General features: G+C 43.5%; 16 protein-coding genes and 1 other RNA gene. 10 read left to right on the top strand and 7 right to left on the bottom strand.

The window, feature by feature from the left end:
* Window positions 1–246 precede the first annotated feature (246 nt).
* Window positions 247–2,184 carry a TonB-dependent receptor gene (locus tag CUR83_RS07495; protein WP_284719387.1) on the bottom strand — a complete coding sequence of 646 codons (1,938 nt, stop codon included), beginning with the start codon at window positions 2,182–2,184 and terminating at the stop codon, window positions 247–249.
* 400 nt (window positions 2,185–2,584) lie between these two features.
* Between CUR83_RS07495 and CUR83_RS07490 the strand changes: the two genes are divergently transcribed.
* Window positions 2,585–4,552, top strand: coding sequence for a mechanosensitive ion channel family protein (locus CUR83_RS07490; RefSeq protein ID WP_284719386.1), 1,968 nt, complete (start codon window positions 2,585–2,587; stop codon window positions 4,550–4,552).
* 40 nt (window positions 4,553–4,592) lie between these two features.
* On the opposite strand, the gene CUR83_RS07485 is transcribed toward CUR83_RS07490, so the two are convergent.
* From CUR83_RS07485 to CUR83_RS07465, 5 genes are all read right to left on the bottom strand, one after another.
* Complete coding sequence (locus CUR83_RS07485; RefSeq protein ID WP_212564472.1) at window positions 4,593–5,225, bottom strand: DNA-3-methyladenine glycosylase family protein; 633 nt, start codon at window positions 5,223–5,225, stop codon at window positions 4,593–4,595.
* Window positions 5,226–5,396: 171 nt separating this feature from the next.
* A complete protein-coding gene (locus CUR83_RS07480) occupies window positions 5,397–6,128 on the bottom strand; it encodes a Smr/MutS family protein (RefSeq protein ID WP_186474426.1) in 732 nt (243 codons plus the stop codon).
* A 107-nt stretch (window positions 6,129–6,235) separates the two neighbouring features.
* Window positions 6,236–7,111, bottom strand: coding sequence for an indole-3-glycerol phosphate synthase TrpC (trpC, locus tag CUR83_RS07475; RefSeq protein WP_223332524.1), 876 nt, complete (start codon window positions 7,109–7,111; stop codon window positions 6,236–6,238).
* 72 nt (window positions 7,112–7,183) lie between these two features.
* Complete coding sequence (gene trpD / locus CUR83_RS07470; protein ID WP_093070769.1) at window positions 7,184–8,305, bottom strand: anthranilate phosphoribosyltransferase; 1,122 nt, start codon at window positions 8,303–8,305, stop codon at window positions 7,184–7,186.
* 101 nt (window positions 8,306–8,406) lie between these two features.
* On the bottom strand, window positions 8,407–9,030 hold the full coding sequence (locus CUR83_RS07465; RefSeq protein WP_093070771.1) for an anthranilate synthase component II: 624 nt from the start codon (window positions 9,028–9,030) through the stop codon (window positions 8,407–8,409).
* Between the two features lie 814 nt (window positions 9,031–9,844).
* Here CUR83_RS07465 and glnA point away from each other — a divergent pair.
* Entirely contained in the window at window positions 9,845–11,254 is a 1,410-nt protein-coding gene (glnA, locus tag CUR83_RS07460) for a type I glutamate--ammonia ligase (protein WP_093070773.1), read from the top strand.
* 222 nt (window positions 11,255–11,476) lie between these two features.
* Window positions 11,477–12,169, top strand: a complete 693-nt coding sequence (locus CUR83_RS07455) for a DUF4124 domain-containing protein (protein ID WP_093070775.1) — start codon at window positions 11,477–11,479, stop codon at window positions 12,167–12,169.
* 106 nt (window positions 12,170–12,275) lie between these two features.
* Here the strand turns inward: CUR83_RS07455 and CUR83_RS07450 are convergent, their stop codons facing one another.
* Complete coding sequence (locus CUR83_RS07450) at window positions 12,276–12,992, bottom strand: SIMPL domain-containing protein (RefSeq protein WP_093070777.1); 717 nt, start codon at window positions 12,990–12,992, stop codon at window positions 12,276–12,278.
* A gap of 252 nt (window positions 12,993–13,244) precedes the next feature.
* Here CUR83_RS07450 and ffs point away from each other — a divergent pair.
* The 7 genes from ffs (at window position 13,245) to gloB (ending at window position 22,452) form a co-directional block, all read left to right on the top strand.
* Window positions 13,245–13,341: signal recognition particle sRNA small type (gene ffs, locus CUR83_RS07445), an RNA gene on the top strand.
* 209 nt (window positions 13,342–13,550) lie between these two features.
* The gene (locus tag CUR83_RS07440; protein WP_071001620.1) at window positions 13,551–14,147 is read left to right on the top strand and encodes a LemA family protein; all 597 of its coding nucleotides are present in this window, start codon (window positions 13,551–13,553) and stop codon (window positions 14,145–14,147) included.
* Between the two features lie 39 nt (window positions 14,148–14,186).
* The gene (locus CUR83_RS07435; RefSeq protein WP_284719385.1) at window positions 14,187–17,066 is read left to right on the top strand and encodes a M48 family metalloprotease; all 2,880 of its coding nucleotides are present in this window, start codon (window positions 14,187–14,189) and stop codon (window positions 17,064–17,066) included.
* 62 nt (window positions 17,067–17,128) lie between these two features.
* On the top strand, window positions 17,129–18,019 hold the full coding sequence (locus tag CUR83_RS07430) for a DNA polymerase III subunit psi (protein ID WP_093070785.1): 891 nt from the start codon (window positions 17,129–17,131) through the stop codon (window positions 18,017–18,019).
* A 92-nt stretch (window positions 18,020–18,111) separates the two neighbouring features.
* Complete coding sequence (serC, locus tag CUR83_RS07425; protein WP_284719384.1) at window positions 18,112–19,254, top strand: 3-phosphoserine/phosphohydroxythreonine transaminase; 1,143 nt, start codon at window positions 18,112–18,114, stop codon at window positions 19,252–19,254.
* Window positions 19,255–19,694: 440 nt separating this feature from the next.
* Window positions 19,695–21,527, top strand: coding sequence for an extracellular solute-binding protein (locus CUR83_RS07420; RefSeq protein ID WP_093070822.1), 1,833 nt, complete (start codon window positions 19,695–19,697; stop codon window positions 21,525–21,527).
* A gap of 145 nt (window positions 21,528–21,672) precedes the next feature.
* Window positions 21,673–22,452, top strand: coding sequence for a hydroxyacylglutathione hydrolase (gene gloB, locus CUR83_RS07415; protein ID WP_093070791.1), 780 nt, complete (start codon window positions 21,673–21,675; stop codon window positions 22,450–22,452).
* The last annotated feature ends 97 nt before the right edge of the window (window positions 22,453–22,549 follow it).

The following is a 22,549-nucleotide window of genomic DNA, read 5'->3' as shown; positions in this document are numbered from 1 at the left end:
TGTTGATGACCAAGAATAGGTAGCCAACAGTTAACCGAGCCTAACATAAGGGTTGAATAGCAAGTGCTTCAACATAAACACCGCCATCCGTCATTATGGCGCAACACCTCTCGGAGGTCGTTATTGTAATAGATGAGTCTGTGATTGTCACCTATTGGCTGCGGAAAATCGTAAGTGTTGTCGTCATAAAAAAAGGCCACCGCTGGGTGACCTTGATTTGTTTACAATTTAAGTTTTGTGTCAGTATTAGTACCAATCGTAGGTAAGTGAGCCGAAGTAGCTGGTGCCTTCTGTGGCGTATTCATTACCGAATTGGCTGGCGAGGGTATAATCCTCATCAGTAATATTGTCTACCCGCAAGTTGGCACGAAGATTAGGAGTGATATAAGCAGCGCCGCTCAAATTCAGCAGGGTATAGCTATCAAGTTTATTGTTTTCCGCTGTCAATCTATCATCGGTATGTTTGGCTTCGAGGCGAACATCGAACATTGGTTGCTGATAGCCCACATAAACCATACCGCTGTTTTTAGGGCGATAGGCAAGCTGTTGATTATAGCTTGCGCTATTTGCCGTTTTGTCTTTGGCATCCAAGTAGTCATAACCGAGACCAAATATAAAGGCATTCATATTCCAGTCGGAGGTCAGGCTCAACCCCTTGATTTTCGCTTCACTGATATTTGCTGCACTAGAAATCAGGTCTTCTGCATCGGTGTAATAGCCTGTCAATCGTGAGGTTTGGGCATCATTTACGTATTCAACAAATACTTCAGTATTTTTACTGGTTTCAGGCTTTAAGTCAGGATTACTATAACCGGGATAGTATAGGTCATTGAATGTCGGGGCGCGAAATCCGGTCGCATAGTTGGCACCGATTCGCATGCCAGCCAACGGGCGTATCGCCGCGCCTAGATTGTAGGTGCTTTCATGACCATACTGCGAGTTGTCATCCACGCGGTAGTTGGCTTGCACGTCATAATAAGTGTCTGCCAGCTGATAACCAACAAAGGCACTTTTGACCGTTCTGTCATCAGGGTTATAAGGGGTTTGCACAGCTGGATCAGGATAACCTGAAAAATCTAAAACATCTGAGGCGTCTAGCTGTTGTGACAACCATTCTGCGCCAACAATCACAGTACCAGGTTGCGCGTTGATACTGGTCTCTAAACGTGCTTGCTCTTGCGTGGTGTCGTACTGACTGCCTTTTTGATAATCAATAGAATTGGCGTCATGAGTAGTCGATTTGTCGATACTTTGACCGTAGCTAAGCTTGCTGACTGTCAAAGGCGTTTTGTATTGAAGATAAGCATTGGCACTGCCGTTTTTTTGGTCTGAATAGGCATTTGGAAAGGCGTTGCCTGCTGAGTCAATATCAGTGGTAGAGTCGGTATACAAGGCACTTATTCCCGCGCTTAGCGAGTCTGATAGTTTATGCTGCAATGCTAGGCTGGCATTGGTAGATTTAAAGCCATCATCGTCTGCGTTGAAATCATAAGAGTCAGAGTTGGCAATGGCGTTAAAGCCATCTGTTTCGTTACGACTGACACCCAAGCTCAAGGATGACTTGTCATTTTTCAGTTGACCTGTGATGCCGACTTGGTAGTGATTGTTACTACCATAACCCACAGTTGTAGAAACATTGGATTGCTCTACGTTATTGCCTTTGGTAAAAATCTGGATAACGCCGCCCATGGCGTCAGAGCCGTAGATGCTAGAGCCTGACGCACCATACAAAACTTCGATGCGGTCGATTTGGTCTGCGGCCAACAAGTTCAGAGATGGGCTACCTAAAGAAATAGAGCCATAACGTATCCCATCGATAATCACCAAGACTTGCTTGCTATCAAAGCCGCGCATATAAAAATTACTGGCTGTGCCCATGCCGCCACTTTGTGTGATATTAATACTAGGCTGATTCTTTAATACATCGACCACGGTCTGACCCTGATAACGCTGCAGCTCTTCCTTATCGATCACGCGAGTTTGTGCAATCACATTACTGGTTTTAGTGGGCGTACGTGTGGCTGTTACGACAATTTTGTCAAGCTCAACTTGGGGCATCTCGCTATCGTTAGTATTGATTATCTCAGGGGTCGCCGCCATTGCTGTGTTGACTGCAAATAAACCAAGTGCGCTTAAAATACTTAGGCGAAGATAGGTACGTGAAGATGAACGTGATAAAGACATGATCGATTCCAAAATAATCAAATTAAAAAATACAGACATAAAAAATAACTATTAAGACGTAAAAGGTGTCAAAAGTTACAAAAAACAGTATATAAGCAAAACTGCGCTCATTATCTACAAAAGTTCCGCCTTTATAAACCACTTTAACCTAATGTTTCTTCACGGTAGGATGAATATAATTCATGATGAGATGCTGATTATTAATTAGAGAGCTACTTTTTTATTAACGCCTATTATTTTAGTAAGCGGAATGGATTGCACAGAGCGCTAAAAACAACTGACTCACACAGTTAGCGACAAAAACCTATAATCAAAAGCACTGCTGTTATAAATAATTGTTATCATAGTGCCGATATTATGTGTTCTTCATTGTGCCACTCATAAAGTTAAGAGGTTTGTTTTGTCTACTCAGCATAATCTGACTCCCAGTACCGCGTCCTCTCTCCTAAATTCCATCATCAAAATATCCTCTATAGTCATAGCGCTGGTGCTGGCTGCCGTGTTGAGTATGGTGGTGCCGCATACTGCTTTTGCTGTGGATGCGGGCGCGCTTGGCGTGAATGGTGATAGTAGTGAGGAGACGGTAGCTACACCTTTACCTGATTCATTTGGGCGAGATACACCGCGTCATACTGTACAGGGTTTTATCAGTGCGCTGAGCGAAAACGACTACTTGCTGGCAAGTAACTATCTAAATTTATCCAAGTCCGATAACCCAACGACTGTCGTACGTCAGTTTAAACAAGCGCTTGATGCGGGTGGGCGATTCCAACCTGATTTGCAAATCAGTAATACCCCTGAGGGCAATCTCACCGATCAACTACCACCAAGTCAAGAAAATGTCGGTGTGATTAACATCGGTGAAAAAAGTGTGTCGTTGTTACTAGAAAGAGTGGTCTCCAAGGAGAACGAGCAGTATTGGCAGTTCTCGAGTGAGACGCTGAGTTCTATACCGGAAGTGATAGAAAACTCAGAGCCGACCTTGGTATCGCGCTATACGGTGGATTCATTAGATGGCAAAAAGCTCTTTGGTTATCAGCTGGCTGATTTGGTCGCTGCGCTATCCATGATTGTGAGCAGCTTTGTCCTCACTTATATCGCAGTATGGCTGTTATACCATCTATTGAGGATTGTTTATCCTCGTGTGCGCGGTGTGCCTTTGCCATTACCGGACAAAGTGATACTGCCGCTTTCTGTGGTCATTATGGCGCTGATCTTATCTGAAGTGATGGTCTATGCAGGCGTGTCCGTCACGCTGCGCGAACCAGTCAATCGCTTTACTGATATTGCTTCTTGGCTTGCGCTAACTTGGCTGCTATTACGAGTTATTGATGCCATATTTACTCGAGCGGTCAACCTAAGCTATAAGAAAAACTATACTGAGCGTGTCTCAATCTTGGGACTGCTCCGAAAAGTCGTCAAAGCGCTACTCTTAATATTTGCGGTCATTGTCATTTTTGGTAATTTGGGTTTTGACTTAACCACAGGTATTGCTGCACTGGGTGTGGGTGGTTTGGCATTGGCACTTGGTGCACAAAAGACCATTGAAAACCTTGTTGGTAGTGTCGTAGTCGTCGCGGATTCACCAGTACGTATCGGTGATTATTGCAAATTTGGCACTTATGAAGGTACTGTTATTGACATCGGTATTCGCTCATCACGTGTGCGCACATTGACACGGACCATTGTCACGGTGCCAAACGGTGATTTTTCATCGATGCAGATTGAAAACTTTACCTCGCGTGATATGTTCCGCTTCTTTCATCAGTTATATCTGAAGCGTACTGCGGATATCGATGTGGTCTTCAAAATGGTCAAAGACTTAGATGAGTTTTTAAAAGAGCATGAGATGACCAACCAAGAGTGGAATCAAGTTAATATTTTAGAGCTACGCCAAGACTGCTATGTCATTCAGCTACAGGCATATATCAATGCCAATGATGTGATGGAGTTTTATGATAAGCAAAACGTGGTATTCGTTGATGTATTAAACCAAGTCGCAAAATATGATGTCGAACATGCATTGCCAACCCAGCAGCTGATTGTCAATCAAGCTGAGCTTGAACATCATATGGAAAACAATACTATTAAAACAGAGGGTGACGCCTCAGAAGACCATAGCGATAAGAATAGCAATGAAACAAATGTCAGTTTAGAAGACAATGATGATAATTCTAACGGTGTGGCTATCAACAAAGACCCCGACAATGCTAACGATGATATGGCAAATAACCAAAAGTCATCTATGGCAACTGTCAGTAGAAAGGGTGCGCTCAAAGCGCTCAAACACAAAAGTCGTATGCTAAGAAAAAGCAAATTTAAGCATACTAAAAACAAATTTAGCTTGTCTATATGGAATCAGCCTTAGAAGTGATTTTTCCATATAGGCAATTATTCTACACGGTCAGCTATAAAGGTACTGCGGTTTTATTGCGTAATAAGCCGTAGTATGACCAGAGCAGTAAGCTGGCAGCGCTGCGATACGGTGACCAGTGCTGAGTGAGGTTGTTAAGCTGCTTGGGTGTTGGTCGTTCTGCTAAGCCTAATAACTCCATCGCCGCAACCTTGATGGCCAAGTCGTCAACAGCAAGCACATCTGCGCGTTTTAAAGAAAAGAGCAGGTACATCTCAGCGGTCCAGCGTCCGATGCCCGTAACCGCGGTAAGTGTGTTTATTACCTCTTCATTAGGCATATTTTCTAAAGCTGCAAAATCGATATTATGATCCACTAAGGAGCGGATATAGCGAGTTTTTTGCTTAGACAATCCCTGAGCTTTTAAAGCCTCGTCAGTTGCTTCACCGATTTTATACGGCGTTGTCAACGCAGCATCAACCAACCGCTTCCAGATACTTGCCGCCGCCGCAACAGACAACTGCTGACCGACCATTGCTCTCATTAATTGCTCAAACCCACCTGCATTGTGCCTAAGATCAGGTAGACCAACTTGCTCGTAGATAGCCGCGAATTTTGGCTCAATTGCAATCAATGCGCTGATGTTTTCGGATAGCTCTTGGGGTGTCTCAATGGTTTGTATGCTCATATTGATGTCACTTTGGCAGTTAAATAGTGAGTGGATAATTCAATAGTAAAGGCTGATAGGCGAATATCAAAGGAATAATCGTTAAGGATTGACAGGTGGATAATCGATAAAAAAAGGACTGCAAGTAAGCAGTCCTTTTTTATTTAATAGAGTTATCATAAGCGATGACTTCTATTCGCCATCTGTTTTAGGCTTTTTGAGCAGTACCAATACCGCGCCATTGCCACCGTCTTTTGGCGGTGCAGAGCAAAATGCCAATACTTCTGGCAATTGACGTAACCAACCATTAACGCAAGTCTTTAAGATGGCCTCAGAGCCTTTACCATGGACAATTTTTACCATGGTTTCATTTTTTTGCTTCGCTTGGCTTAGCAGTTGCGTCATGGCGTCACGTGCTTCTTCTATCGTACAACCATGGATGTCTACCGCATCGTACCAACGCAGCTTGCCTTTTTTGAGCTGATCAAAGATTTTATTTTGCAAGGTTGGCTGCTTATATGACAAATAGGCTTCAGCGGCGACAGGGTTCAGTAGGGCTTGCATGTCTGACAAGCCTGCGCCTAAATCGCTGGCTTCACTGCCTTGAGCGGCCGCACGTTTTGATAGTGTTGCGGCATCAGGTTTGCCTACTCTTGCCGTACTAGTAGGTGAGCGTACGTTTTTGTCTTCTAGCTGAATGACACCATGCATAGCTTGCATGAACAGTACTTTGTCATCGTCAACATGTTCACTGTCTAGCTGCTTGACGGTCTTTTTCACTTGCTTTTGCGTTGGCAAAGCGACAGGCTCAGTGGGCTTTTGGTTTTCACCTTCAGGGCTATTGGTATCACGGCCTTTACTCAATTGGCCTTTTAATTCTTTAAGTTGGTCTTGCATTTCTTTTGAAAACAGAGAGTTTGACATAAAAGTTAACGTATCGTTGGTTGATGAATGAAAGGTTGAGTCATTTATAGAGTAAATATTTTATTCAAGCTATCTGATTCTATTGAGGCTTGAACTATTGAGTTACTTTACTCGTCTACTGCGACGCCCGCAAGTAAGGATTGTAACGCTTGTCCCGGATGATCGGTTTTCATAAATTGTTCACCGATTAAAAAGTGCTGAATATCATGACTTAGCATAAGCCGAATATCATCACTGCTATGAATGCCGCTCTCGGTCACGATCAGTGGTTTTTGATCGGCATTATCAGCATCAGCAGAGAGTGCTTCGATTAAGATATTTTTCAAATCGAGCGTGGTTTGTAGGTCTACATCAAACGTGTTTAAATCACGATTGTTAATACCGTAAATATTGTGCGCTGAGCGTGGTAGCTGTAGCGCCCGATCAAGCTCAGACTGTGTATGCACTTCTATCAACACATCCATACCAAGCTCAATACTGAGCGCGTGTAACTCTTGTACTTGTGTGTCATCTAGGCAGGCCATGATGAGTAAGATGCAGTCAGCACCCATTAAGTAAGATTGATATATCTGATAGACATCAATCATAAAATCTTTGCGAAGTATTGGTAAGCTTGAGACATTTGCCGCTTGAATAAGGTACGTATCATCGCCCTGAAAATAATCGCGATCAGTCAACACTGATAGACAGCTGGCACCCGCTTGCTCGTACTGCTGCGCAAATAGAGCAGGGGTAAAATTATGATTGATAACGCCTTTAGATGGCGAGGCTTTTTTGATTTCAGCAATAATGCCAACACCATTATTTTCAGGGCTAGCAGCACGTAGGGCAGCAGCAAAACCTCGGCGCGGTTTGTTAGCAGCTGCGACTTGCGCTTTTAAGTCTGCAAGGGATAGCGCCGCGCGAGCTGCTTTTACTTCTTCTACTTTGGTTGCGACAATGCGCTGTAGTACCGAAGGTATGTCTGAATGAGTTGTGGTCATGCTGTTATCCGAATATTGTTAAAGGTAAATAGGTAGTGATATATAGTTTTGCACTGTATTGGTGCGTATAAATCAACCCTCAATCACTAGCTGCTGCGTGTATTTGGCCAAAGACTCAAGCTTGAGTAAAGCATCACCATTTTGGATGATTTTTTGAGCTCGGCTAACGCCATTAGGATAATTGCTGGCAAGTCCGGCGGTATATATTGCCGCACCTGCGTTCAAAGCAATCATATCGCGGGCTTTAAGTACAGCACGGTCATGGGTATCAGCACCAGATAGAGCAGCGCGGATCAGTGCAAGGCTTTGCTCAGGAGAGTCGACATCGAGACCAATCAGGGTTTGCGATTCAATACCTGCATCTTCTGGCATCATCTCATAAACGGATATTTCACCATCTTTTAGTTCAGCAACTGTGGTCGAGGTTGCTAGACTGATTTCATCCAAACCATCTTTTGCGCCGACGACCATGACATGCCGTGCGCCTAGGTTTTTCATGACTTTGGCAATTGGCTCACACAGCTGCGCGGTAAAGACACCAATAACTAAATTGGGCGTACCAGCAGGGTTGGTTAATGGACCTAAAATATTAAAGATGGTACGCGCTTTTAGCTCACGACGTACAGGATTGGCATAACGCATGGCGCTGTGATGGTTGGGCGCAAACAAAAATCCAATCCCTTCATTCTCGATACAATCTTTTGCTTGTTCTGGAGTCAGCGCAAGACTGATGCCTGCTTGCTCAAGCAAATCTGAGCTACCAGATCTGGTTGAGACACCACGATTACCATGCTTGGCAACTTGTGCGCCAGCCGCCGCGACAACGAATGCCGATGCAGTCGATACGTTAAATAAGTTGGCACCATCACCGCCAGTACCAACGATGTCGACCAAATAGTCGCAGTTTTTTGGCTCAATATTGGCAGCCAGCGCACGCATCGCACTGGCTGATGCGGTGATCTCATCGATGGATTCGCCTTTCATACGTAGACCTGTCAAAATAGCGCCCATCATCGCGTCGCTACATCTACCTTGCATGATAATCAGCATCACTTGATACATCTCATCAAAGGTCAAATCGATGTGCTGAAAGATTCTACTCAAAGCCGTCGTCAATAATTGATGTATTTGGGCATCAGACAGTTTTGCAATACCCTCTGGCGTGTGAGCTTCTTCTGTTTTTGTCGTACTCATGATGATCTCGCTTATGATTGTTTTTTTATGTGAATCTGTTTTTTGTGTGAATCTATCTATGATTTGAGATAGAGTAATGAAAGCAGGTTCTTAAGTCAAAACTAGCCTACCTGTGGTAGCGCATCTGATGCTAGTTTTGCCAAGCCATAAGTGTGTAAAAAGTTATTAAGTAGTTGATAACCTGCTTCGCTCAAAATGGACTCAGGATGAAACTGGACGCCTTCTATGGCAAGTGACTTGTGACGGATACCCATGATCTCTTCAATACTACCATCAACGTTCTGCGTCCATGCGGTCAGCTCAAGGCAATCTGGTAGGGTACGCTTATCAATGACAAGTGAATGATAGCGTGTGACTTGCGATGGGTTTGGTAGTCCGGCAAATACGCCTTGGTCATTATGATAGACGGCTGATAACCGTCCGTGCATAACTTCACCTGCTTTGACGACTTGCCCACCAAACGCCTGCCCAATCGCTTGATGACCCAAACAAATACCAAGTATCGGAATAATGCCTTTGAATGTCTCGATAACTTCGAGCGAAACACCCGCACGATCAGGGTCGCATGGACCTGGGCCAATAACAATCACGTCCGGTGCTAACGTTCGAATCTGCTCGATAGTCACTTGATCATTACGCCAAACGGTGATGTCCTGCTGCAATTCACCGAAATATTGTACGATATTGTACGTAAAGCTGTCGTAATTATCGATCATCAAAATCATGAAGGTTTCAACTTATCAGTTTTATTCTGTTTGTAATATAGGATATACGCCTACCGATGTTCAGGGCTTTAGTTACCAAACACAAGCAGCTATGATTACGACATAGGGCGTTATGGCGCGCGGTTATCTTACCACTATTTTGTTCTCTATCAAATGCAGAGCATGGGCTAGCTAAATAAGCATTACATAAAAATATTTTTCTCTCATCATAATGATTTCACGATCAGAGAAACATCAGCAAATCGATATTTTATTATTGCACCGTAAAAGAACAATATAATAATTATAAGATTTTCTCAGCACCAATATAGTGCAAAATTATCACAATTAGTGCGTCGAATAACCTCTCAATATAAAGGTTGTTAGCAAAAATATATTTTTATATAAAAGTTATTTTGCGTAAGGCTCTGTAATTATTGGGAAAATTTTGTTTTAAGTGAGGTAAATAGTAATTTCTTTGAGATATTGGCATAGCCTTTGCATTATTGAAGTTGGTATGATTATTGATGACCATAAAAACGGGTCTAAAAATAATTATTCATAAGTGCTAGAAGAGTTCAGCATGACGAGTTATATATTGCTAGAATGATATGAGAATTGACTTAAGATGTTTGTAGACCATTGAGATGACTATTGGTCTAATTAAGAAAGCGTCTTAGGTGAGTGTCTTGACTAATCCAACAAATAGTGCTGATAATAAGCATAATATCGAATGCGCTGTTTGGTATTGGAAGGACATCTGGAATTCTTGCACAAGAAATGGCACCAACAATTTTAAATTGCAATAACGTGACCAACACAACGGAGATTATGTATGTCGAACAAATTATTAGATCTTATTCAATCCTCTAATGCTAAATGGGTTGACTTTCGCTTCACTGATACGCGCGGTAAAGAGCAGCACATCAGTTTCCCAGCATCGACTATCGATGAAGATGTCATGGAAGATGGCAAAATGTTTGACGGCTCATCTATCGCTGGTTGGAAGGGTATCGAAGCGTCTGATATGATCTTGCGTCCTGATCCAGAAACGGCGTTCGTTGATCCGTTCTTTGATGCGGTTACTGTCGTCGTGACTTGCGATATTATCGAGCCATCAACACTACAAGGCTACGATCGTGACCCACGCTCTATCGCACGCCGCGCTGAAGAGTACTTGAAGTCCACTGGTATTGGTGATACTGCTTACTTTGGTCCTGAGCCTGAGTTCTTTGTATTTGACGATGTAAAATGGTCAGTTGACATGTCTGGCGTGAGTCATAAAATCACGGCTGAAGAAGCAGCATGGTCAACTAACGAGACGTACGAGTGGGGCAACATGGCGCATCGTCCACGCGTCAAAGGCGGTTACTTCCCAGTACCACCAATCGACAGTTCACACGATATGCGTTCTGTCATGTGTGCACGCATCGAAGAAATCGTTGGTGAAGGCCGCGTAGAAGTTCATCATCACGAAGTGGCTTCTTGCCAGTCTGAGATTGGTGTTGCATTCAACACGATGGTACGTAAAGCGGATGAAGTTCAGCAATTGAAATATGTTGTCCATAACGTGGCGCACCAGTTTGGTAAAACAGCGACCTTTATGCCAAAACCAATCGTTGGTGACAACGGTTCAGGTATGCACGTACATATGTCAATCTCAAAAGATGGTTTAAACACCTTCTCTGGTGATGAGTATGCTGGACTATCTGAAACGGCACTGTATTTCATCGGCGGTATCATCAAACACGCTCGTGCGCTGAACGCAATTACCAACCCATCAACGAACAGCTATAAGCGCCTTGTACCGCATTATGAAGCACCTATCAAGCTTGCGTATTCAGCGTCTAATCGCTCAGCGTCTATTCGTGTGCCACATGTAAGCAGCCCAAAAGCGGTACGTATCGAAGCGCGTTTCCCAGATCCAACAGCGAACCCATACCTAGCATTTGCCGCGCTATTGATGGCAGGTCTTGACGGTATCCAAAACAAAATGCATCCAGGTGAAGCGGCTGACAAGAACTTATATGACTTGCCACCAGAAGAAGAAGCACAAATCCCAACGGTTGCAGAGAGTCTAGATGTTGCATTGCAAGCACTAAAAGATGACCATGACTTCTTGTTAAAAGGCGATGTGTTCACTAAAGACATGCTAGAAGCGTTTATTGCATTGAAAGAAGAAGAAGTACAACGCCTAAACGTGACTGTACACCCTGTCGAGTTTGACATGTACTACAGCTGCTAATAACGAATTAGTCCGTTAAGTTAATTCGATAAAAAAGAACCAGTCAAGTGAATTTTGGCTGGTTTTTTTGTACCTGTTGGAAAAGATAGTGGTATAAATGGATGATATTTTTTTAAATACCATTGATTTCACATCAAATCCTACTGATTTTGCACCAAAAGTGTCGCATAATAGTTCTTATAAAAGTATATTAATAGTAAATACTAATTAGGTTGACTGACTATGAGTTTGTTATCAAAGCGAGATTTGTTACGAGGTAATATACAGTTAGGAGCATTGGCTATCATGGCTAGTCTTTGTGCGCCTCTCAGCAACGCAGCACCCATCTATAAAGTGATTGATGAGCAAACAGGGCAAATCACCTTTACCGATCGTCCGCAATCCTATGAGGAGCAGGCAGGAAAACAAGTCAGCCAGACCAGCGTTAATACCGGCGAAAGTAGCGCCCCCAAAGGAATGCCAAGTGAGGTCAGAGGCAATACTGATCTTCCAGCTGCCGCTGCCACCAAACCTGCGGTGAATATCAACTATCAGTTGAGTATGATTGAGCCGAGTACAGAGCGTGCCTATCAGCGCCCTGCACAGAGTATCGTCATCGCGCTTGATGTAAAGCCTGCGCTACAGAATGGCGATCAAGTGAGTATATATTTGGATGGTAAAGAAATCGCCCAAGGATTAAGTGCTTCTGTCGCGACAGTCGATCTGCAGCCAGGCCCGCATAGCATCCGCGCTGTAGTTAAGAAGGTATCAGGACAAACAGGGCAGCAGGTCAATCGTACGGTACATGTCATTCAAAACACCTTGATTCTACAAAAGAAAAAGAAGCTTGCCGAGCAGCTGCTTGCTTACGAGCGCTTGCCATGGCACCAAAAGGTCTTGTTAAAAATGCGCGGTAATGACGCTGTATCTCAATAGCAAAGTCATTAGTAATATATAAATAAAAAGGGCAGACGTGATCATCGCGTCTGCCCTTTTTATGTATTGCTTCTACTGAGCTTTAAATAAGCCTGTTGTCATTTACTTATTTGGTCAGCTCAATGGTACCATTGGCAGTCACTGAGATAGTGCTATTACCAGACTCAAAGCTTTGGCTTGGTACCGACTCGTCTGCCATGCCTGATTTCATGCTCATAGCGCTATACATTGGGCGTGGATAGTTGCTACCGGTATTCAAATTAACATTCACGACGCGATAGCCGCGTGCATTCCAAGCGCGCGTCAGGTTTTTGGCCTGCTGCTGGAAGGCGCGAGACGCTTCTGTCATTAGTTTTTGCTCTAATGCATCTTTTTTGGTGTCTGAAACCCCAAAATTAAGATTATCCATGACTAAGGTTTCTTGTAAATCCGCAATCAGCTGACTGATTGCTGCAAAGTCTGTACTTTTCAAGTCTATGTTTGCTTGACCTGTCCAACCAATGATTTTGTCGTTTTTGTCATAGCGTGGATAGGTACGCTGCTGCCCAGTGCTCACAGTCACGCTTGGGTAGCGTTTGGCAATTTTCATGGCATTATTGATTGACGTATTAAGCATCGTGGCTAAAGTTTTGGCATCCGTTGCCTGAGCCTTTTTATATAAGCTGGCACGTACTTCATCGTTTTGGATTTCTTCTTTTACTTCTGTCTGAAACGTCAGTTGGTCATAGCCTGTTGGCTCTGCATGGGCGCTACCTATCATGGCTGTCATTAAACAAGCAGTACCAGAAGCGATGGCCAGTTTATTCAATAGAGCATTTTTCATGGTTATCTCCTAAATCAATGTTAAGGGTATTCATATGAATACTTTCAAAAGGTATTTACAAAGGAAGTTGTACCTCTTATTTTTAAGTGTTGACATGTGTGCAACTTCATTCACTAAAATAACAAAATCTGTATAAGTTGCTGTGAGAATTTTGTGAGCTAGGTTACTGGGTTATTTTTCGATTAAAACAAACAGTTTTGAGATAGGGGTTGTAAAATTAAAAAATCCTTGTATAATCTCATCCGGTGGCTCCATTGGTAGCCTCGCAACATTGTTCTATGAATCCCGCCAGGACCGGAAGGTAGCAACGGTAATAGATTTGATGTGTGCCGAGGATGTGCTGATGGAGTCGCTTTTTTTTGCCTAAAATTTGATAGATATTCTAATAAAGTACCTAATATACCGGTATTCTGTATTAAGCCCTTCATTGTAAAGGGCTTTTTTTTGTCTAAAATTTCATTCGATTTCTTATTTAAATTAAAAGCGTCATTGATTAATATGCGTTAAAATACAATGTATTAAGTTTTAATAACATTCTAGACACTTTGAGGTTTGGTTATGAAGATGTTTGTTTGGCTGTTCATTATATTTGTGGTGCTAATCGTTATGTTTGGGGTGTCCATATTTAATAAATTGGTGCGTGCACGTAACCAAGCAAAGAACGGCTTTGCGCAGATAGATGTGCAGCTCAAACGTCGCCATGATTTGATTCCAAATCTAGTCGAAACAGCTAAGCGTTACCTGACTCATGAGGAAGAGACACTGACACGAGTTATTAGCGCACGTAATCATGCTCAAAACCTACAAGACTCGCATAAGCATCAGCCAGACTCAAAAGAGCACATGGCACTATTTGCCAAAGCAGAAGGCATGTTGTCCAAAGCGTTGAGTCAGTTTTCGGCAGTGGTAGAAGCCTATCCTGAGCTTAAAGCGGACAGTATGATCAAAGAGTTGATGGATGAGCTGACCAATACCGAAAACAGAATCGGTTTTGCTCGTCAGCACTATAACGATAGTGTGATGTTTTATAATAATGATCGTGAAGTGTTCCCTAACAATCTTGTCAGTACAACCTTTGGTTTTCGTCCGCTTAGCCCCTTGGTATTTGCAGACAGAGATGTCATTGCTAAAGCACCGAATGTTAATCTGGGCTAAGATTTAGATAAATTTGGCCAAGGTTAGGCAGCCCAGTTAATGGATTTTTTTGGTGAACAGCGGATACGTACACGGCGCAGTCTATTACTGTATGGGCTGTTTTTCCTTATTGTGCTCGCCCATATCGTGGTGGCACTGGCTATCATGGGACTGCTGTTAACGATATTCACGGGTGGTATATATCATTGGGTATTGATGCTAGTCATTCTCTTTATAGTAGGCAGTTTCGTTGGTGGGAGTTTTTTAGAATATCGGCGCTTGCGAGCGGGGGGACGCGCTATTGCCCAGCGAGTAGGGGCGGTCAGACTGTTTATTGATAACAGTCAGGAACCATGGGAGCACAGTCATGGGGTCGCGCATCAATATGAAATCAAAGAAAAAGTTCACTATCGCTCACATCATATAGCAGTACGAAGCGAGCGTGATTTCCCACCAGTCTATCGTCGTTATTATGAAATTGCCCATCAGTTAGCGATTGCGTCAGGTTTGTCTGCGCCTCTCTTATACGTACTACCCAATGAGCAAGGAATCAATGGCTTTGTCGCGGGTCGCCATCGTCAAGATATGGTGCTTATCGTGACCCAAGGCGCGCTAGATAAATTGTCTGATAAAGCATTATATGGGCTGATTGGTCATGAGTATGGTCATATCTTGCATGGGGATGCCACGTTCAATCTACAGCTGATGGTGGTACTGGCTGGCCTACAGATTCTATATGATTGGAGCGATCCCATTCCTAATACTCGCTATTCTGACAATACAGTTGCCACCGATATTCCTCTATCACAGAGACACGTTGATGGACGCGCGCGCAATACCGAAGCTCAGACTAATCACTTTACGACCCACAGCGAGTGGGTAGCGTACTGGCAACAGCAGTCTCACCAGCATCAGTCTAGATGGGTACAAAATACACCAGCGATGCCTCACAGAGCACCCCGTAGTGTCTGGACACTACTGCTCCATGGTCTGAGCTTCTCGAGTATGGCAAGTGCCCAGCTAATCAAACACAGCTTTAATCGTGAGCGTGAGTTACTTGCTGATGCAACCAGCGTACAATTAACGCGCTCGCCTGCGATCATAGAAACCTTAAAAGCTATTCACCAAGATTCACTGGGCTCACGATTATCGAGTGTTGCTGATATCAACGGACTCAGCCATTTTTTCTTTGCCAGTAGTGGCGCGGACTTGGGTGATGTGTCTTGGTTTGCCACTCATCCAAGCTTGACGGAGCGTATGAGTGCTATTAATGCTGATGCCTATCGTAAGTTTGCCGTACAAGTCGTTAAAGAAAAGCGGATCAATCAGCAGAAGATAAAAGAAATATATCGGCAGCGCCATCTAGGTGATTGGGGAGCTGTAATAAAAAATAGCCTAAGCAAAAATTCACAGAAAAAGTCTCAAAAGTCTCAATTGCCGCATCGATCATTGTTCGATATTGATGCAGAAGAAAACCATAAGCAGAACGCTATTTTTAATAACACTGCAAGTAACAGTGAAAGCCAGACAGATAAAGGTCTTGAGTTCACTAAAGAGGTAGATACCATTATCGATGGTCGCTTGCAGGTAGAAATAGCACCAATAGATACCGATAATTTGCTGAAGCCTTGGCAGGCCAGACCTGACGCTCACCTACCAGAAGATACATTAATTGAAGCGAGCGATATTCAAAAGGTGTCACTCCCGCAATATGTACTCGATCATATTTATCATCCACTTGGTGCACAAGCGCTAATAGAAGCAGTCATGCTTTGCCATCAGCATCAACCATTGTCAACAAATGCATTATATGGTTTGGCAGATATTTGGGGTGAGGGCTTTTCTATTGAAAGTGACTCTACTAGTCATAAGCAAGTATTACCCCATAGGATAGATGCTAAGCTACTGGCCATAGTGGCCAATTTGGATAGACGTTTGGACAGTGCTTTGATTGTATTTGCATTAGCCCAGTTACGTCGTCATGACTTATCTGAAATACATATCAAAAAATTAAAGCTTAGAAGTGACAGCGAACACAGTCACGAAAGCGATCAGTACTATAAAAAACAAGCAAAATGCCGTACGATGTTGTTGCGTTACCAACAAGGTATGGTTGAGTTATTTCACCAACAGCTGACATCTGACTTAACTAAAAGCTTAGCTTGTGATTCTGTAGATCAAAAAATATCGAGTGATCGCTCTTACTCGGCAGCGAATTCATTCAATCATTCATTAGCTGTAGAGAGGCAAAAATCATCCATACTGTCATTATGGCAAGCGTTACAATTACAGCAGTTACTACCGATATTGTCTGAGGTTTTACACGATACGGATACGCAAGCTCTATCATCACAGACACTCAAAACTGGTATAGAAGGCGTAAGGGTACAGCTAGATCCTTCAGGTCAAGTATTTGAAGCACTGAGCAATGCTCAGATTTCGGAAATAGTTTTACTGGCGTATCGCCTATCAAAAGACGCTAAAGGCCAGATGATCTCAATATATGAGCGCTCATTATTGAGTGAAGGTGATGAGAGTGTGGCGCATTACATTGTAGATTTAAGACGTCATGCGCGTTTGGTTTATATTGATTTGACGACAGTGAGCGATGTCAATTTGCAATGGTTGTTATTAACGGCACAACACTTAAATAGTATTCAATTATTAGCGATTATTGCTGCGGTTCCTATTTCTACTATTCATTCTATCAATCGCCCCATAAATACTTTGGGTAGTACTAATTATCCAGAGAGACAACAGGATGGTAGTCAAATAGATTATAATGACGATAGCACGATAAGACCTGCTCATCATGAGTATCGACAATGGCTAAGTACATTGCATACCGTGATGTTACACGATACGATAATCAGCCAAGATGAATATGATTGCCTGATCGCAATGTCAGAGCGCTGGCTAGGCGTACGGCAGCTTTTTTGATAAGAACTACCAAAATCATCTAAAAAACTATATAGACAACATAATTAGGATAGTAGAGTCGTATGAGTGATATCCAAGACCCGCTAAGTGTATTGCAGCGCCGTGTGCAGCAGCGCCAAATCCTAGCGATGATGGGTATCAATCAATGGGTGCGGCCTGAGTCAAGTACCGTAAATATAGCGGATATCACGATAGATTCGGTTGAGCACTCAAATAGTGGCTCTATTGATACTGAATCCGCGAGTGCTGGAGCTGCTGTAGAGACAGTCGTTCAGCCGACCAGTGGTTATGATACGAATGACTCTTATAGCAGCAACCATGATGATGTGAATAACGATGCTCATGGTCTAGGTATTCATGAACAGGCAGCCACCGAGCAAAGCCCAGTCACCTATAGTTTTGATAGTGTGAGCAATGAGATATCTGCTACTTCAGATGCACCTCGTCTTCACAATAGTCCAGATATCGAATCAAACCAAACCGCCGCATTTTTTATAGATGAAGTGGTGCAGTCAACAACTGCGCCTATTGCGCCACAGCAATTATCTCAAAGCAGTCATAATAGTGATAGTGTAAATGACGACAGCTTGAAAAAGGTAGCACCATTTAGCTTACAAGGTGGACGCTATGGGGATTGGGTGATATTGGTTGATATTCAGGCACTTAATAGTGATAGCCAAAAGCTATGGAATAATATCACTCAAGCACTCTCAATGACTCATGAGACGACCTCATTTCCGATTTGCGCCGGTATGGACACAGTAGAGCTTGCCAATGCCAGCCTTGCTGGATATGTCTTTAGAATTGGTCTGCGCGAAGAGATAAAAGTTGCTGCTTTAACAGTACTACCTGAAGGTCTTCAGCACCCCAACCTTATGACTGTGCCTACATTAGATGACATGATTGTAGATAGTGATGCTAAACGTCAGCTGTGGGAGCGCATATCTCATTGAGTGATATTAAAACTGATATCGATGTAAATTTTTTTATCAACAAACTGAAATAAAGGTCGCTTCTTTATTTCATCATACCTAGGACTGTGATTATGTCTATAACCCAAACGTCTACACCCACTGCTAATACTAATAGTAGTAAGCCGCATCGTCTGCCAAACTTCTGTGCTGGCCCTGCCGCCATGCCAACATCCGTATTGGAGCGTGCTCAGAGCGAATTGCTCGACTGGCAAGGTCGCGGCCTATCGGTCATGGAAGTCAGCCACCGTAGTAAAGAGTACATGGCGATTACTGACAAAGCAGAAGCTAAGCTACGCACGCTTATGGAGATACCAGACAACTATAAAGTGCTGTTTTTGCAAGGCGGCGCTAGCTTGCAGTTTTCTGCCATTCCATTGAACCTGCTCAATGGTGGACGCGGCGATTATTTGACGACGGGTGCATGGTCAGGTAAGGCGATTAAAGAAGCCCAGCGCTATGAAGCACTTGGTCTGGGTAAGATTAACTTGGTCGCGACTGGCAAAGAGGACAACTTTACGACTGTACCCGCCCAAAGTGAGTGGAATGTGAGTGACGATGCCGCTTATTTTCACTACTGTGCCAATGAGACTATCCATGGTATACAGATATTTGAGCCACCACAAGTAGACGCGCCAATCATTGCCGATATGTCATCTTGTATCTTGTCACAGCCGATAGACGTGTCTAAATTTGGTATGATCTATGCAGGTGCCCAAAAGAACATCGGTCCTGCAGGTTTGGTCATTGCAATCATCCGTGATGATCTGTTGGGGCAGGCTAGCGCATGGTGTCCTATGCTACTGAATTATGAGCACCAAGCAGACAAAGAGTCTATGTCTAACACGCCAGCGACGTACTCTTGGTACTTAGCAGGACTGGTATTTGATTGGTTGGAAGCGCAGGGTGGTGTGGCTGCTATTGGCAAAATCAACCAGCAAAAAGCCGATTTACTTTATAAGACAATCGATGAGAGCAGTTTTTATCACAACCCAGTCGATCCTCAGTATCGCTCTATCATGAACGTGCCATTTACTTTAGCAGACAGCAGCCTTGATAAAGTGTTCTTAGAAGAGTCAGAAAAAGCTGGCCTACTTAATCTAAAAGGCCATCGTGACGTAGGCGGTATGCGAGCCAGTATTTACAACGCCGTGCCACTTGAGTGGGTACAGCAGTTGGTTGATTTTATGATAGCGTTTGAGAAAAAGCATGCATAGGTCATACTAGACTTTAAAATAAAAGACGCCGCTTTTATAAGTTGCGTCTTTTTTTATGAGTATATTGATCGATGCACAGTTTGAGTAAAAAGCGTTCAATATCTGCTGCCATTACATCTAATATAGTAGAACCTCAATAAAATTGATACAGCATAGGAAACGCGCTCGATTAAACGCTGCTTTTCTTGCTTGCTGTAACTGCGTATCCAGAGGCTGCGAAAAATAGCGTTTAATCTTGCTATACCATTTTTATAATGGTTTCACTATACCAATGATGTCATACTGATGGATGTCGCACTGACGCCGCGTAACATGGCAAAATATTAGGTTAAAAAACCTAAGTTTGTTATGATGAAATTTTGCTATCAGGCTATTTTGCCGTCAGCGCTTAATTTTTGATACTCGCATTGGTTAGCATAGAGGTTTGTTATAACGTTATGATAAGAAAAAATGCTCTGCTAAAAGCTGTTTTGCTAGCCATCACTGTCAGCTGGATATCGAGCAGTATTGCGGCGCCTATCACAACGACAGCGCTTGGACATAACAGTCCTACGAAATACATCAATGCGCCTTACATGCCCTATGCCAATCCAAAAGCGCCTTCAGGAGGCACGCTTTCGCTAGATGCGCGTGGTACCTTTAATAGTGCCAATAAGTGGATGACCACGGGCGTGCCAATGATCGGCACCGACTATCTGTATGATACCTTGATGACAGGTTCGTTAAATGAAGCGTTTACCATGTATCCACAGCTGGCAAGTAAGGTAACCTATGATCCAGACGATACCAGCTGGATTGTCTATCACATCAATCCTGCTGCCCGTTTTTGGGATGGGACGCCTGTGACCAGTCATGATGTCAAAGCGACTTTTGATGCAATATTAAACAAAGGTCCGATGTCTATTCGTAGCTATTTGGCTGATATCAAAGCCGTTCAAGTCATCGACGAGCAGCAAGTCAAATTTGTCTTTGCCTCCGCTGAAAACAAAGAAATCCTACTGACGGTTGGGCAGTTTCCTGTTTTTGCCAAATCCTCAATTGAGGCTGATTTTGAAAAGATCAGCCTGACACCCTTAATGGGTAGTGGGCCTTATAAGCTGGGACGTGTCGATGCGGGGCGTTCAGTAAGCTACATACGTGATCCCAATTACTGGGGTCGTGATTTGATGGTCAATCGTGGTCGTTATAATTTTGACATGATTAAGTTCGTTTATTATCAAAGCGATGAGATTGCCTTTGAAGGATTTAAATCTGGCCAGTACCGTTTTCGCCCCGAAAACAAAGCATCAAATTGGGTGAGTGGTTATGATTTTCCTGCAGTGAAAGCAGGTCTTATCAAAAAAGAGACCATAACCAGTCAAAACCCAGTGCCCATGCAGGCATTGGTGATGAATTTGCGCCGCCCAATCTTTCAGGACATTCGGGTGCGCCAAGCCCTAACGGCTGCTTATGATTTTGAATGGATGAATAAGACATTATTTCATGGACAGTACGAACGTTTGCAGAGCTTCTTTCACGGGTCGGAGCTTGCGGCAACTGGTACACCGTCTAGTGAAGAGATGCAGGTGTTAACGCCTTTATTGTCTAAGCTTGAACCGATTCAGCGTAAAGCCGTCTTAGCAGAATGGCAGCTACCCAGCAGTGATGGCAATGGCTTTAATCGACAAGGATTACTAAAAGCGCGGCAGTTATTGCTAGATGCTGGATTTTATTATGATGATATGAAGCTATATCAACCGAATGGTCAGCCCGCCCAAATTGAAATTTTGATGACAGGTGAGACCATGGGCCGTGTCTTGTTGCCTTATATTCGTAATTTAAAACGCTTAGGGTTTGAGGCAACCTTGCGCCAAGTGGATGGGCCGCAATATTATGAGCGAACGCGCCGTTTTGATTATGATATGGTCGTCGATGTGTTTGCCCAAAGTCTATCGCCTGGTGCTGAGCAGGCTGCATTTTGGGGTAGTGCGGCGGCTGATGAGCCTGGCAATCACAATAGTGCTGGTATCAAAAATGCAGCCGTCGATGAGGTGGTTGCTAATCTTGGTAATGCCAAAAATCGTGACGAAATTGTGTTATATACGCAGGTGCTTGATCGGTTGTTGCGAGCGGGTCATTATGTCGTACCATTGTATGGTAAGTCTGGCACTAACGTTGCTTATTGGGACCAATACCGTCATACAGACACATTACCGACCAACGCCGTCGGCATCGACTACTGGTGGGTGGACAAAGAAGCAGAAGGACGCATCAACAAATATTTGAAGCAGTAAGCAGTACCTTTTGACAGGATCTGGTCTAGTAATAGCTGACTGCCAAACGCATAGGCTGTTACCACGCAGTAAAAGCGAGAAGTAAAATCAAAACGAAATAATTCAAAATAACGAGTAAAAAAATAACTACTGGTAAGGATTTGACATGAGTATCCGTATTCACCCCATTAAAGCGTTCAATGATAATTATATTTGGACCTTAATTAATGAAAATAATAAGCAGGCGATCGTCATTGATCCAGGTCAAGCCCAGCCGGTTATCGATTATCTAGAGACGCATGGACTAGAGCTAACCTCGATTTGGACCACGCATCATCATCATGATCATATTGGTGGTGTCGCAGAATTGCAGGAGTCGTATCCGATGACCCATCTGGTTGCGCATAGTGAGCATGGGGTTGATGAGGATCAAACTATTAAAGATGGCAGCACGGTGAGTGCATGGGGCTGCTCTGCACAAGTCTGGGACGTATCAGGACACACCGCCAGCCACATGGCTTATATCTTAGATATTGATGGGCAAAAGCACTGCTTCTGCGGGGATACGTTGTTTAGTGCAGGTTGTGGACGTGTCTTTACGGGTACGATTGAGCAGTTACATGATAGTTTTAAACGTCTAAATGAATTACCTGATGAGACACTACTGTATCCTGCGCACGAGTATACGGCTAGTAACCTACGCTTTGGATTGTCTATCGAGCCTGACAACGAGGCAATGCAACAAGCATTAGCGCAAGCTGAGGCACAAACGGCACAAGGTGTGCCGACACTGCCAGTGACGCTAGAGCATGAGCGTGCGATCAACGTATTTTTGCGTACCCAAGAGCCAAGTGTGATTGCAGGGGTTAAATCAAAAGTAACTATCGACGATGATAACTCTTTGACGGTATTTGCAGCGTTACGCGAGCTCAAAAATAATTTTTAATGCAAGTTTTTAATACATAGATATATTTGTGTAGACCTTTAGCACGAAAGAATATACTGCTGTCGTCATCGCCCTCTCTCTTTATTTAGGAAGTCGC

This window comes from Psychrobacter pocilloporae, assembly GCF_029872915.1.
Classification (GTDB): Bacteria; Pseudomonadota; Gammaproteobacteria; order Pseudomonadales; family Moraxellaceae; genus Psychrobacter; species Psychrobacter pacificensis.
The sequence above is the reverse complement of the archived record's forward strand: the minus strand, read 5'-3'. Positions and strand labels throughout refer to the sequence as shown.

Coding starts and splice junctions, on each gene's coding strand:
- CUR83_RS07430 (WP_093070785.1), top strand. CDS start 17,129: ATGAGTGATATCCAAGACCCGCTAAGTGTATTGCAGCGCCGTGTGCAG.
- CUR83_RS07440 (WP_071001620.1), top strand. CDS start 13,551: ATGAAGATGTTTGTTTGGCTGTTCATTATATTTGTGGTGCTAATCGTT.
- CUR83_RS07480 (WP_186474426.1), bottom strand. CDS start 6,128: ATGTCAAACTCTCTGTTTTCAAAAGAAATGCAAGACCAACTTAAAGAA.
- glnA (WP_093070773.1), top strand. CDS start 9,845: ATGTCGAACAAATTATTAGATCTTATTCAATCCTCTAATGCTAAATGG.
- CUR83_RS07455 (WP_093070775.1), top strand. CDS start 11,477: ATGAGTTTGTTATCAAAGCGAGATTTGTTACGAGGTAATATACAGTTA.
- gloB (WP_093070791.1), top strand. CDS start 21,673: ATGAGTATCCGTATTCACCCCATTAAAGCGTTCAATGATAATTATATT.
- CUR83_RS07435 (WP_284719385.1), top strand. CDS start 14,187: ATGGATTTTTTTGGTGAACAGCGGATACGTACACGGCGCAGTCTATTA.
- CUR83_RS07450 (WP_093070777.1), bottom strand. CDS start 12,992: ATGAAAAATGCTCTATTGAATAAACTGGCCATCGCTTCTGGTACTGCT.
- CUR83_RS07485 (WP_212564472.1), bottom strand. CDS start 5,225: ATGAGCATACAAACCATTGAGACACCCCAAGAGCTATCCGAAAACATC.
- CUR83_RS07495 (WP_284719387.1), bottom strand. CDS start 2,184: ATGTCTTTATCACGTTCATCTTCACGTACCTATCTTCGCCTAAGTATT.
- CUR83_RS07465 (WP_093070771.1), bottom strand. CDS start 9,030: ATGATTTTGATGATCGATAATTACGACAGCTTTACGTACAATATCGTA.
- trpC (WP_223332524.1), bottom strand. CDS start 7,111: ATGACCACAACTCATTCAGACATACCTTCGGTACTACAGCGCATTGTC.
- serC (WP_284719384.1), top strand. CDS start 18,112: ATGTCTATAACCCAAACGTCTACACCCACTGCTAATACTAATAGTAGT.
- trpD (WP_093070769.1), bottom strand. CDS start 8,305: ATGAGTACGACAAAAACAGAAGAAGCTCACACGCCAGAGGGTATTGCA.